We start from the raw sequence: 13,190 nt of genomic DNA on the forward strand, positions 1-13,190 counted from the left end.
GAAAAACCCCTCTAATTCTTGTTTTTGCGCAGCATGGCCTTGGCCAGTTTCAATTGCTGGAGCAACGGAAGCTTGGCCGGACAGAGATAGGCGCAGCAGCCGCATTCCAGGCAATCCAGCGGATGATAATCTTTCAGCTCTTCCACCATTTCCTTGTCCACCAGGCGGGAGATCTGGGTCGGGATCAGTCCCATGACGCAGGCGTTGACACACTTCCCGCAGCGGATGCAATGAGTGGTCGGCTGGGTCCGGGCGTCCTCCGCCGCCAGGACGAGCACGCCCGAGGTGCCCTTGACCACCGGCACTTCCAGCGTCCATTGAGCGATACCCATCATCGGGCCGCCGGCGATTACTTTTTGGACCGTCTCGGAACTGAAGCCGCCGCAGTGCTCGATGACTGCCGCCAGCGGCGTGCCCAGCCGGACCCGGAGATTGGCGGGGCGGTTGACCCGGCCGGTCACGGTGAGGACCCTTTCATAGAGGGGTTTACCGAGGCGGACCGCGTCGTCGATGGCTTTCAGCGTCTGGACGTTCTGGACCACGCAGCCGACATCCAGCGGCAATTTGCCCGAGGGCACCGTCCGGCGGGTCAGCGCCTGGATCAACTGTTTCTCGGAGCCTTGCGGATATTTGGTGCGCAATCCGACGAGCTTGATCCGGGATTGGCCGGCCAGCAGCTGTTGCCAATGGGCGATGGCGTCCGGCTTGTTGTCCTCGATTCCGATATAGGCGGTCTCCGCCCGGAGCAGCCGCATGGCGATCCGTACGCCGCCGAGCACGGCCGCGCTCTCCTCGAGCAACACCCGGTGGTCGCAGGTCAGATAGGGTTCGCATTCGCAGGCATTGACGATCAGCGTGTCGACCCTTTGTTCCTGCGGGGGAGCCAGTTTGACGTGCGTCGGAAAGGCCGCGCCGCCCAGACCGACGATCCCGGCCTGCTGAATGAGTTCCAGCAACTCGGCGTCGGAGAGCTCATCCGGCTGGTGCGGGGTGAAAGGAACCGGGTCGTCCGGATCCTCCGCGGCGATCACGATCGCCGGCGCATTCTGCCCGTTGGGATGGGGACGCGCTTCGAGGGCGATGACCTTGCCGGTGACCGAGGCATGAATGTTGGCCGAAACCCGGCCGGCGGCCTCGGCAATCAGCTGTCCGGTACGGACCCGGTCGCCCGGGGCCACCAGCGGCCGGGCCGGCGCTCCCAGATGCTGGCTGAGGGGCAAAACCACCGTGCCGCCGGGCGGCAGGTTTTCGATGGCTGCTCCGGGGGTATTTTTATGCTCGGGCGGATGGATGCCGCCCCGAAAATGATGTTTATTCATAGTGACCCAATCCTTTAGAACGATGTATTTTTCGTTGCGCGTCGATCACCAGGCACTCGGCCTTTGGATAACGTTCCATCATGGCCAGGGCTTTCTCCGGTCCCAGCACGAAAGCGGCGGTCGCCAGCGCGTCGGCGTCAGTGGCGTTTTCCGTGACGATGGTGGCGCTGATGGACAGCTCGGCGGGGTAGCCGGTCCGGGGATTGAGGATATGGGAGATCTTCTGGTGATCGACGATGAAATAGCGTTCGTAATCGCCGGAAGTGGTCACGGCCCTATTCCGCACCTTCAGAATGGTGATGAAGTCATTGGGGTCGCGGGGATTTTGAAGCGCGATCCGCCATTCCCGGGAGCCGAAACAGCGCAGGTCGCCTCCGGCGTTGACCATGCCGGTACGGATGCCTTCTTTTTTGAGGATCGACACCGCCTGGTCCACCGCGTAACCTTTGACGATTCCGCCGAAATCGAGCTTCATGCCGGGTTTGGCGAAGGCGATCCGTTTCTGGGCGGCCTGGACCTGGATGTTCTGCCAGCCGATGACCTTCAGCCGCTCGGCGATCTCCGCCGCTTCCGGCAGTTTATCGTTCTTTTTGGCCTGTCGCCACAGCTCGATCATGGGCAGCACCGAGATGTCGAACGCTCCGCCGGAGAGCTCGCTGAAATGCCTGGCGCGCTGGACCATGGCGATGACCTCGGGCGAGACAGTCCCCGAGCCGTTCTTATTCAACAGCGAGATCTCGGAGTTGGGATTATAGACGGAGAAAATTGCCTCCAGGCGGGCGATCTCCGCAAATGCTCCAGCCACGGCTTTCTGGGCGGCGGTTTTATGATCCGCTTCGACCTTGATCTCCACGGTCGTGCCCATGAGCAAACGCGTTTCCGCGTATTCGTCGGGGGTAGCGGCGGCTGATACGGGGAGCAGCAGGGAGAGAAAGCATACGAGGAGAGTGACCAATCGTATCTGTTTCAAGAGTAATTGCCTCCCAACCGTGTTGTGAGTGGAAACCCGGATTCGGCAAATCACTGATGGAATCAACGTTCAAGCCACTGCCGAATCGATCTTGACAAGGGACCCGGCCTATCTCATGAGTCCGTGATGAAAAAAGCCCAACCCATTAGGGCGGCGCGTTGATTTCATCCGGTTTGTTGATGTTTATCCGTCGCGAAGAAGAGGTTAAATAGAGATGCTCCGCTGTTTGCAGCGGTCTTTTTTCGAAGATAATTGGTTTGGTTGACTTTCCGGACTCGCTGCAACCCCGGGTTGCGTTGAACTATCTCGAAAATCAATCTCTATAAGATGAAATAAATAATCCGAACCAGCTTTTCCAGCCTTAAAGCATGGCTGGAAAAGGGTAAAGAATGGAATTTATTTCATCTTATCCAGCAAGGAAAATATGTCGCCAAGTTTTTGTTCGGAATATTTAGTGCGACATATGTAGGTCGGCGGGTATTCTGAATCTGTCTAAGACTGATTAATAATTTCGATTCCAAGTCGCCCGATTCCTGCAGGGAAATATGATTTCGTGCAAAAAAATCACTTTAGCAAAATTTGTATAACATTTTTGGGATTTCTTTACAGCAAACGAAAAGGCGAGAAAAATTTTTGCCTATTCATTTTATTATTGCTAAAATAAATTTATGAAGGATGCCCCAATATTGTCCGGCCTTTTTTCGCCTTTTCCAATAGGTTTGGAAGGAGCGGGCGCGAAGTTTGGGGGCGGTTTTCCGCTGCGCCGGCCCGGCGCAGCGAGGCGACATAGACGGCCGGGAGGAGCTTCTCCCGGAAGCATCAATCGAGCGGAGTGTGAATCGACATGAAAAAAAAGAGCGACTCCGAGGCCTATCAAAGGCTGTGGGGAGCTTTGGAAGCCGCCCGGCTCCATGAGGCGGAACTGCGGCTGAGACGGGAACGGAAACACTGGCGGGAACTGGATCCGGCCGCTTCCTACGCCGAATTGCTGGCCGGATTGTCCACCGACGAACTGGCGGCGATCCAGCGCAACCTGGACTGGCAGGGCCGCAGCGGCTTGAAAAAGGCCGAGCGCATTGCGGAACTGGTCTTCGTCCTGGTGGAACGGTGCGCCAAGTTGTTCGACCTTTTCGACCGGGATCAGTACCAACTGGTGCGGCGGGTCATTGCCGCCGGCGGTTATACCGGCCAATTCGACCTTCAGCCGGAACAGCTCGAGTATTTCCGGGAACGCGGCCTGATTTTCTCCGGCACCCTGGGCGGCGAAAGGGTGCTGCGGATCCCGGACGAGCTGGCGGCGTTGTTTGCGCAGCATGACGATGTGGCCTACCAACGCCGGGTGCGGCGGAACAGCGCCTGGATCCGCCGGAGTCAAGGCTTGCTGTATTACTACGGGACCGTCTCCTTCGCCCGGCTGGCCAAGATCCTGGCGGAGGCCGAGGCTCTTCCGGCATTGGATCGGATGGAGATGATCGCCGTGCTGACCAGCGCGGCCGATTACTATCAGGTCATGCGGCGGGTTGATTTCGGAATGGCGCACCGGCGGGCTTTAGACTGGCGCAAGATCGAGGCGAAGCAGGCGGCCCGCCCGGAGCTGCCCTTTTACGGAGCGGAACCGGCAGCATGGGACCGCGCCGGAGAGCCGGGTTTTTACGAGAAGAGCCCGGCTCTGCAGGAGTTGGTGCGGTTTCTGGCCTCCCATTTCCACATCGCTAGGGATGTCGCCGCAAAGACGGTGGTTGAATGGGAATATGCCATCAAAAACGGCGTGAGTCCGGAGGTGCTGCTGGGACTGGCGCAGCAGCGGTTCTCTCTCGCGGACCGGGAGCTCCTGGGGCAGTGTTCCGGCCTGCTGGACGCTTTTTACGGCGCCACCCGGCAGTGGTTCCTGAAAGGCCATTCCCTGGCGGAGCTCGCCGTCGTGGAGCGGGCCGGGGCGGATCCGGCCGAAACCGGCGGCACGGCGGCGCCAAGCCGGGTGGCGTCTCCCGGGGCGGAACGGCCGGCCGGCTTCGCGCCGGGGAATTATCTTTTCAAAGTCGCCCTGGCGGCGTCGCTGTGGCGCCAGATTAAACTCGCGGCCGGCCACACCCTGCTGGACCTGCACCGGGCGATCCAAGAAGCCTACGGTTTTGACGACGCGCACCGCTATGCGTTCTTTATGGACGGCCGGCCGTATTCGCGGCAGCGTTACGAGGCGCCGGGGGAGGGCCGGGGCCCGTTCGTCGACCAGGCCCGCCTCGGCGAGCTGGGTCTGGCGGTGGGGCGGCAATTCCTGTACCTGTTCGACTTCGGCGACGAGTGGCGCTTCCGGGTCACGCTGGAGGCGATCCTGCCGGACGAACCCCTGGTCCTCCGGCCGGAACTGGTGAGGGGCAAGGGACGGTCGCCGGAGCAGTATCCGGATTATTCGTGAACGCACTCCCGGTGGCGGCCGACAACGCCGCCGAATCGATGAAAGGGACTTTTTTGAAAATTCTCGACTTAAAACCGGGATGTTCATCCGATTGGGGCAAAGTAAATATCAATTCGGGGCAAGGTTGGAGTATACATAAAAAATGCCGCCTTTTTTCATCTTACGGGGATCTTTCACAAAACGATCTCGGTTGAATTCAATTTCCATCCGGAACATCACGGCGCTTGCCGTTGAAATGGCTGAAATGAATTCCGCCTCGATCTCATTTGCATTCGGCTTTACGATGGAAATGACTTGTAAATCGTTGCGTTAGGAATGCAAATCTTGCTTAAGAATTGATTTCATCCGAATATATCAAAAATGCCCGGGATTGCAGAAAGAGGTTGAAAAGCCTTCGATTGCGTGTTTTATGTATAAAAGCGTTCAAAGCACGAACCTTTGTGAAAAAGATGCATAAACTATCATGGCCAGCGATTGTTGGCAACCGCGCGCCTTTTCAGCGGAAAGGGCGCCGCGGAACGCGAAGCAGCCGACGACCAGCGGGCGGCCGACCCGCCGCCGGGGGCCCGCCGTTCACGGAGAAGCGGGGTTCCCGTTCCGGCAGGGCGTCCGCTGCGAAAAGTTTCAAGCCGTTGGTGTTACTCACCCCCCACCCCTCCCCCGAACGAATGGGCCCGGCCGGCGTCGGATGACGCCGGCCGGGCCTTCAGCTATATTTAGGAAATAAATTTCTTTGGCGATTATCAAATTCGCTCCGCTCACTCACGAAGGGATTGAAGGATAAGTCATGGCGTCTGGAAGAGCTGTGAAAAAGCTCTATAATGCCGTTGCAGGTCAATGCCCTCACCCATTGGGTCTTTTCGAAGCGGCCTGCCCTTCCGGCGTACTCCACCATGGACGCCGGAACTTAAGCCTTCCTGACTTTGGTCCCCCATGACGCTATCAAAAAACGATAGCTATGGGGCAATGTCGTCAAGCGATGATTCCATATCTTGGAATTTGATTTCAACGGTGCCTACGATGTAGACGATATGCGGGCCAACCGGGGCATGAATGCCCCGGCTACAAGATGGAAGCCTTCCGTGGCTAATTTTCAGCAAAATATTTTATCCCGTTTTTTAGGGCCTTTCAAGGTCCTTTCGTCTTGTAGCCGGGTGATTTATCGCCCGGTTGGCGTTCAATTTCGTCAGCTAAATTTTTCCACGATAGCTTGACGACATTGAGCTATGGGGGAGGGACTACAATGCCCAAGTTCAATCACGTCAAGTACTTAGGCCTATTCCTCCCTCCCCCATAGCGAGGGTACTTCGAGCGTTATGGGGGAGGGCAGACGACTATGAATCTGCCCCGGGGGTGAGGGCATTGACCCCAACGCCGACCGAAATCCATGACTTTATCACATGGCTTGTAGTAGCGTCGTTTGGCGGATACGTGGCCGGGTTGAGGAGCTGAAAGAGCACGTTTTGGGAATCACGGATCGCCTTGGGTGACTGAAAGAGCTCGTTCAGTCGCTCAGCAAGCTCGTTTTGTGAATAAGTGAGCTCGCTCAGTCGCTCGGTAAGCTCTTTTTGTGGATAAGCGAGCTTGTTTTGTGAATGAGAGAGCTTGCTCAGTCGTTCAGCGAGCTCTTTTTGTGGATAAGCGAGCTTGTTTTGTGAATAAGAGAGCTTGCTCAGTCGTTCGGCAAGCTCTTTTTGTGGATAAGCGACCTATTTTTGTGGATAAATGGATCCGTTTAATGTGGTTAACATTTTTGGCTGTGGATAAGTCGGGCGAGTGCGGCGAAAACCGGGTACAGCGGGAGGGCGAGCGGAGGCTTTTTGGAAAAACTTTGGAATGACAGGACTTCGCCGGCAGGAAGGAGGGCCGCCGGAGCGAATCATTGGGGGTGGCAATGGCTCCGGGTCGGGGCGAACCCTCGCTCCCGGGCGGGAAAGGATGAGGAAACATGCTGCGATCCTGGTTGAAATGGGTCTGGAAAATCGGCGTTGCCGCGACAGTCTATACGGCCGCCACCCTGGTGGGCGGAGGGCTTCTGGCCGGACTGGGCGCCCCATTCCCGGAGATGAAAGGGGATCCCAACCGCCTTTTGCTATTCGTGTTTCTTTCCGGCCTGCTCATTGCGGCCGTGGCCGGGCCCGCCGTCGCCAAGACGGGGTTCTCGCGAATCCGGGTCTGCTTCGCCGTCTGCGGCATGTTATTTTTGAATTCCGTCGCGCAAATGCTCGAAGCGATCTATTTCGCTCCCGGCATGATCTCGCGGAACACGGCTTGCACCTTGCTGGCCCAGCAGCTGCTGGTCGCCTTCCTGACCGGCATGGCCATGGCTTGTTTATTCGGCGGCGGTCCCCGCAGCACCCGCTGGGAAACGAAAAGAGGCCGGCCCTGGTATGACTGGCTGTGGCGGTTTGCGGCCGGATCCGGCAGTTATGTGGTCTTTTATTACCTCTTCGGCGCGCTCAGTTTCGCGCTGTTCACCGGCGTCTATTACCGCGGCCGCGGCAATGGCCTGCACGTGCCGGGTCCCTTGGAGATCCTGGCCGTCGAGCCGGTCCGGGCGCTGCTGCTGGTCGCCTCGGTCTCGCCCCTCATCCTGCGGCTGCAATACCCCCTGCGGCGGCGGGCGGGCACCGTGGGCCTGCTCTTGTTTACCGTCGGCGGACTCGTCCCGATGCTGCTGGCGAGCGGCAGCTTGCCGCCGGGAATCCTGATCCCCGGCACGGTGGAGATGTTTTTTCAGAATTTTCTGACCGGCGTCACAGCCACACTATTCATGGCCGGCGGCGGACGGAAAGTCCGGATCCGGCCCCTCCATTCCGGGCTGTGACTGGCCGGAGACATGACCGCGTCAAGTCTTTATGCCCGGCCGCGTTCCCCTTCCGGGGTCGCCTGAACGAAGCCTTCAGTCTGGCCGGGAGGGAATGCAGCCGGATGGGAAACTTCAACCGGCTTCAATAAAGCCGTCTCTGCCGCGGTCCGCAGCTGGGGAAGGGCGTGATATTCTGGATCTCCTGAAAGGAATAGTGTTTGGTGGCGTATTGGGTCTGGTACAAGTATTCCATCAGGTAAATCTGGTCGTCGACGACGTCGCAGAGCACGCCGGAGACCCCTTGGCCGCTGGTGAGCGAGACGCCCACCGGCCGGTTCATTAAATAAGGCAGATCGGACTGCCAGGGCATTGAGAATCACCTCCGTCCTAATCTATGCCGGAGGCGCTCCCGCTGGTGCCGGGCCGGAGGAACGATGATGGCCGGCCCGCGGGTCCGGCGCCTTTGGAATGAATTGCAGCGCCGCCATTTCCGAGCCGCTCGGCAAGAGGAAGCGTTTTGCGCCGGACTTTGAAACTCCCGGCTGGCGAGCGCTGCTTTTTTCGCCGCGATGCGCGGGAATTTCCAGAGGAAAGTCCGGTTGTCGGAGAGAATCCTTGATCATCAGGATCAGACGCGTTCAATCCCGTGCCGGAGGGGTGAAGATCATGTTCGGTTCCGAAGTCGAGGTACTCTGGATCGCTTTATACTATTATCAGCCGGGCGACCGGCTCGGCGAGCATCATCATGACTGCTATCAAATCTTTTACATTATCGCTGGGCGAGGCGAATTTAACGCGGCGGGCCGCCGGGTCTCCCTCGGACAGGACATGCTCTTGCTGGTACGCTCCAACCAAATACACAGCATGATCAATCAGGGGAAAGAGACCTTGAAGACCCTGGATATCAAGTTCAACATCATCGACCCCGCACTCCAGGCCAGGCTGGACGCCTTGCCGGAGTGCGTCTTCTCCGGCTTGACCGAGGTGCGGACGGCGCTGGAGAGCGTGCGCGAGGAAGGCCGGTCCAAGGAGCCGTTTTATAAGGAATTGAGCGCGGTCCATCTGATGAAAATACTCCTCTTGCTGCTGCGCCAGGCGGAGCGGGCGGCGACCGCCCGGAATCATTCCGCCAATTATCTGGCCTTGAGCGAGCAGGACCCGGTCTGCGAGAAGGTCATCCATTACCTGCAGGAACATTACGCGGAAGCGATCGTCCTGAAGGACCTCGCCAAAAGCCTCGGCTATACCCAGAGCTATGTCTGCCAGTGTTTCCGCAGGGAATTGCATTGTTCGCCCCTGGAGTACCTGCACCAGTACAGAATCGAAAAGGCCAAGGAGTATATTCTGTACTCCGATTACAGCATCAAACAGATCGCCGAAATGATCGGGATCAGCAACATCCATCATTTTACGCGGCTGTTCCGGCGGATGGTGGGGCTCGCCCCGGGGCGCTGGCGGGAACGGGAACGGGAGGGCATCCGCAAAAACATCTATATCAGCGACACCTTTGTCAATCCGGTCTGATGCCGCCTGAGGGACGGCCCGGCTAAAAAATCAACCATCGGAGACCCGGCATAAGCGGCGCAACCGGCGCCCAAATGATGGGGAAACTGAGAATTGCATAATTCATAAAATAATCTTTTGTCTACAATATATTGATAGGTATATCCAGGCATTGCACTATATATTGTGGCCACAGGTTCGTTAAGGTAATTATGCAATTCTCTGAACTCTGAGCTGTTCCAAAAAATGCTTGATTTCAAGCATTTTTTTTATCTCAAAAATAGCACAAAACGTTGCAATTTTATTCAAAGATTCTTAACCAAAAGAATATTAAAATGTAACCAGCAATCAAACTTACCTAAGGGAGCTGCGGAAATGGATCAAATCACACTAGCGGTGGACTTTCGGAAGGAACGCAAACCGTTCCGGCATTTCTTCGGCGCGGTGGGATACGCCAACGCCGATTACACCTATACCGAGGCGTCGCAAAAAATGTACGACTACCTCTCCTCGTATCACAATCACTTCCGGTATATGCGCCTTCATAACATCTTGACCCTGCACGGCAAGGGGGATTTCCACTTTTTGCAGGGCCACGATTACGGCAACGCCAGCCAGGATTGTCACAGCTTCGACGATGACGCGGTCGTATCCCTGGATGATGCGGGACGGCTGGTTTATGACTGGACCTGGGTGGACCGGGTGTATGACATTATGCTGGAGCACCAGATCCGGCCGATCGTGGAGACTGTCTATCTGCCGAGCTGCATCCAGAAAAGCCGGGAGTTGGGCTTCATTCCCAAGGATTTCAAGCTGTGGCGGCAGCTGCTGGAGGACTTTGTCAGGCACCTGGAGGAACGGTACGGCCGGGCAGAGGTCGAGCAGTGGTACTTTGAGGTCTGGAACGAGCCCGACAACCACGGGCCCTGGGTGGAGGAGCCGGCCAGCTTCTTTGCGCTCTACGACTACATGGAGGCGGCCATCCACGCGGTGAATCCCCGGATCAAGGTGGGGGGGCCCGCCGTCAAGCAGGGGGAGGAAGCCTTCAAAATCTTCCGGCTGTTTCTGGAGCATTGCGCCCGGGGCGTCAATTACGTCACGGGATGCTTCGGCACGCGGATCGATTTCATCTCGGTCCATTGCAAAGGGGGTTTCCCCAATGGCTATAACCCGTCGTCGGAAGTGCTGTTCGACGCGCTCGGGCGCTTCCTGGAATGCCTGAAAGAATATCCGGAGTTTGACGGGGTCGAGTTTTTCAATGACGAGTCCGATATTGTCTGGCACGGCAATCTGGGAATCTGGAAGGAGAGCTGGCTGAACTTTCGGAACACTCATTATCCGGCGGGTTTTGTCTGCAAGATGATCACCAACTACTGCGCAGTCGTTGAAGATCAGCATCAGGTCAATTTGAGCATCGTCGACAGCGACAACTGCCATATTCAATGGGAGAGGTTCCTGTTCAGCGGGAACCGTTCCCAGCTGACGCCGCTGACGAAGTATCCGTCCACCGATCTGCTGAAAAAAGCAATCTTCAACGCCTATGTCCTGCTCAGCCGGCTGGGCGATGAACGCTTGGCCGCCAGCTGCGCTACGGAGGGATTCGGCCGCAAATTCGGGATCCTCCCCACCCGGCGGGACGACGCTTTGGCCATCATGGTCTGGAACTTTGAGGACGGCGTGGAGGATGACGTCAACCGCCGCCGCTTCCGGCTGGAGGTCAGCAATCTCCCGTTCACTGGCGCGTACCGGCTGGTGCATTACCGTATCGACCGCGAGCACAGCAATGCGCACGCGGTATGGAAGAGTCTCGGCGCTCCCGGCCAGCCCTCGGCCGAGCAGATCCAGTCGCTCCGGGAGCGGGAAGGGCTGGAACTGTACGAGCCGGTCCGGCCCATCGTTCTGGACGGCCCATTCCGGGCGGACCTGGATCTGCCGATGCACGCAGTCTCCTTGCTGCTGTTGGTGCCCGAGAACCGGGAGCGGCCGGCCCGGCTGGAGTTCATTAAGGCCGTGGCCGAGACGGGCTGCAACGGCAACCGCCAGGTCTTCCTGAAATGGCGGCCTTGCCCGGACCGGGACTTCCTATACTACCGGGTCTGGCGGCGCGGCGACGACGAGGCCGAGTTCCGGGTGATCAGCGACGCGCCCTCCCTGAATACCGCCACTTACACCGATATGGCGGTAAGCCCGGGGCGGACCTATGAGTACCGGATCCAGTCCCTCAACGCTTCGCTGCTGGAGAGCGACTGTTCCGAGGCGTCCCGCGTCGCGCTGGCGCCATGAAACGCCGCGGCGGCGGGTTGGCGCACCGGGAAAGATGAAATCGGAAGGATGGAGTGATGGCGGATGCCGAAGGCTGAGAATTTGGCGTCGCGGGACCGGCGGAGCGTCTGGCAGCAGGTCTGGCGAATGCGGGTGCTGTATCTGATGGCGTTGCCGGGCTTGCTGTGGTTCGCGATCTTTAAGTACGGCCCGATGTGGGGGGTGATGACCGCCTTTCAGGATTACAGTCCCTTCCTGGGGATGCTCGGCAGTCCGTGGGTCGGCTGGAAACACTTTCAGGAGCTGTTCGCCCGGCCCGATTTCTGGATTTTGCTGAAAAACACGCTGATCCTGGGGGTACTGAGCCTGGTGATCTATTTCCCCTTCACTATTGTGTTGGCCCTGCTCCTCAACGAACTGCGCAACCGGGTTTTCAGGGAAGCGCTCCAGACGGTGTTTTACGCGCCGTACTTCGTCTCCTGGGTGGTCATCGCCGGGATCACCATCCTCACCTTCTCATCGGCCCAGGGGATCTTCAGCCGGCTGTTGGCCTCGGACGCGGGCCAGCCGTTTATGCTCCTGAATAAACCGGAGTATTTCCGGATCACGGTGATCCTGCAGCAGATCTGGAAAGATGCCGGCTGGGGCAGCGTAATCTTCTTGGCGGCGCTCTCCGGCATCGATCAGCAGCTGTATGAGGCGGCGGTGATTGACGGCGCCAGCCGCTGGAAGCAGTTGTGGCACATCACCCTGGTCGGGCTGCGGCCGACCATCGTCATCATCCTGATCATGCGGTTGGGCTCCTTCCTGGATGTGGGGTTTGAACAGATTTACACCCTGATCAACAATAACCCGTTGCTGTACCGGGTGGGGGACGTCTTTGACACCTTTGCCTTCCGCAAGGGCATTCAGGAAGGGATGTTCAGCTACGCCACGACGGTCAGTTTGTTCAAGTCGGTCATCGCCTTCGTGCTGGTGCTCGGGGCCAACTGGCTGGCCAAAAAAACGGGCGAGGAGGGACTCTTTTAAGATGGTACGTGACAATTCCTGGTCCAGCCGCTTGTTTGATTTTTGCAATTACGTTTTATTGTCGGGTTTGGCGCTGGTTACGGCATTCCCTTTTGTCTACTGCGTGTTGCGTTCCTTCGAAGGAAGCTGGCTGCCGGCGGTGGGGGTGGAGATTCTCCCCAAGCAATGGTCGTTGACCGCATATACAACGCTGTTGCAAGGGGCGGTTTTCCCCCGGGCCCTTTTGATCTCAGTGATCATTACGGTACTGGGCACCCTGCTGAGCCTGGTCCTGACTACGATGCTGGCCTATGCGCTGTCGAAAAAGCAATTGATCGGGCGGCGGTTTTTAACCGGCGGCATTCTCTTCACCTTTCTCTTTAACGGCGGCATGATTCCCACCTATCTCATCGTGCGCGGCCTGGGGATGCTCGATAGCTTGGCCGCGTTGATCTTTCCGGGGGCGATGGGCGCTTATACCTTCTTTATCATGCGCCAGTCCTTCGCGGGCGTCCCGGCCAGCCTGGAAGAGTCGGCGCGGATCGACGGCGCGGGCGAATTCCTGATCTACTACCGGGTCTATCTGCCGTTGGTCAAGCCGATGCTGGCCGCGGTCGGACTGCTCTATGTGGTCAGACAGTGGAACCTCTTCTTCGACGGGATTCTGTACATCAGCACCCCGGAGAAGTGGCCCCTGCAGGTGCTGGTCCGGCAGGCCATCGCCACGGCCAGCAGCTTGGGCACGGGCGAAGCGCTGTCCGCGAGCCAGATGGTGGTCAGCCCGGAAGCGCTCCAAATGGCGTCGATCATCCTGTCGGCCCTGCCCATGCTGATGCTGTACCCGTTCTTCCAGCGCAGTTTCATCAAGGGCTTGACCTTGGGAGCCATCAAGGAATAGCCCGT

General features: G+C 58.1%; 9 protein-coding genes. 6 read left to right on the forward strand and 3 right to left on the reverse strand.

Annotation, left to right across the window (positions count from 1 at the left end; all coding sequences use genetic code 11):
* Positions 1-11: 11 nt before the first annotated feature.
* Positions 12-1,319 carry an electron transport complex subunit RsxC gene (gene rsxC / locus EDC14_RS05875; RefSeq protein ID WP_132013333.1) on the reverse strand — a complete coding sequence of 436 codons (1,308 nt, stop codon included), beginning with the start codon at positions 1,317-1,319 and terminating at the stop codon, positions 12-14.
* Positions 1,312-2,289 (reverse strand): FAD:protein FMN transferase, encoded by a 978-nt coding sequence (locus EDC14_RS05880; RefSeq protein WP_132013334.1) that lies wholly within the window; start codon positions 2,287-2,289, stop codon positions 1,312-1,314. The genes rsxC and EDC14_RS05880 overlap by 8 nt, the downstream gene beginning before the upstream one ends.
* Positions 2,290-3,133: 844 nt before the next feature.
* Between EDC14_RS05880 and EDC14_RS05885 the strand changes: the two genes are divergently transcribed.
* Entirely contained in the window at positions 3,134-4,705 is a 1,572-nt protein-coding gene (locus EDC14_RS05885) for a plasmid pRiA4b ORF-3 family protein (RefSeq protein WP_132013335.1), read from the forward strand.
* A gap of 1,948 nt (positions 4,706-6,653) precedes the next feature.
* Positions 6,654-7,532 carry a hypothetical protein gene (locus tag EDC14_RS05890; protein ID WP_132013336.1) on the forward strand — a complete coding sequence of 293 codons (879 nt, stop codon included), beginning with the start codon at positions 6,654-6,656 and terminating at the stop codon, positions 7,530-7,532.
* A gap of 124 nt (positions 7,533-7,656) precedes the next feature.
* Here EDC14_RS05890 and EDC14_RS05895 read toward each other — a convergent pair whose 3' ends face one another.
* Positions 7,657-7,884: a hypothetical protein gene (locus tag EDC14_RS05895; RefSeq protein ID WP_132013337.1), complete on the reverse strand. Its 228-nt coding sequence runs from the start codon at positions 7,882-7,884 to the stop codon at positions 7,657-7,659.
* Positions 7,885-8,180: 296 nt separating this feature from the next.
* On the opposite strand from EDC14_RS05895, the gene EDC14_RS05900 reads away from it, so the two are divergent.
* The 4 genes from EDC14_RS05900 (at position 8,181) to EDC14_RS05915 (ending at position 13,185) form a co-directional block, all read left to right on the forward strand.
* Positions 8,181-9,038 (forward strand): AraC family transcriptional regulator, encoded by an 858-nt coding sequence (locus EDC14_RS05900; RefSeq protein ID WP_165907819.1) that lies wholly within the window; start codon positions 8,181-8,183, stop codon positions 9,036-9,038.
* Between the two features lie 354 nt (positions 9,039-9,392).
* Positions 9,393-11,300 carry a GH39 family glycosyl hydrolase gene (locus tag EDC14_RS05905; protein ID WP_165907820.1) on the forward strand — a complete coding sequence of 636 codons (1,908 nt, stop codon included), beginning with the start codon at positions 9,393-9,395 and terminating at the stop codon, positions 11,298-11,300.
* A 63-nt stretch (positions 11,301-11,363) separates the two neighbouring features.
* Positions 11,364-12,308: an ABC transporter permease gene (locus EDC14_RS05910; RefSeq protein ID WP_132013340.1), complete on the forward strand. Its 945-nt coding sequence runs from the start codon at positions 11,364-11,366 to the stop codon at positions 12,306-12,308.
* 1 nt (position 12,309) lies between these two features.
* Positions 12,310-13,185, forward strand: coding sequence for a carbohydrate ABC transporter permease (locus tag EDC14_RS05915; RefSeq protein ID WP_132013341.1), 876 nt, complete (start codon positions 12,310-12,312; stop codon positions 13,183-13,185).
* Positions 13,186-13,190: the final 5 nt, after the last annotated feature.

The organism is Hydrogenispora ethanolica (assembly GCF_004340685.1).
Taxonomy (GTDB): Bacteria; Bacillota; UBA4882; order UBA8346; family UBA8346; genus Hydrogenispora; species Hydrogenispora ethanolica.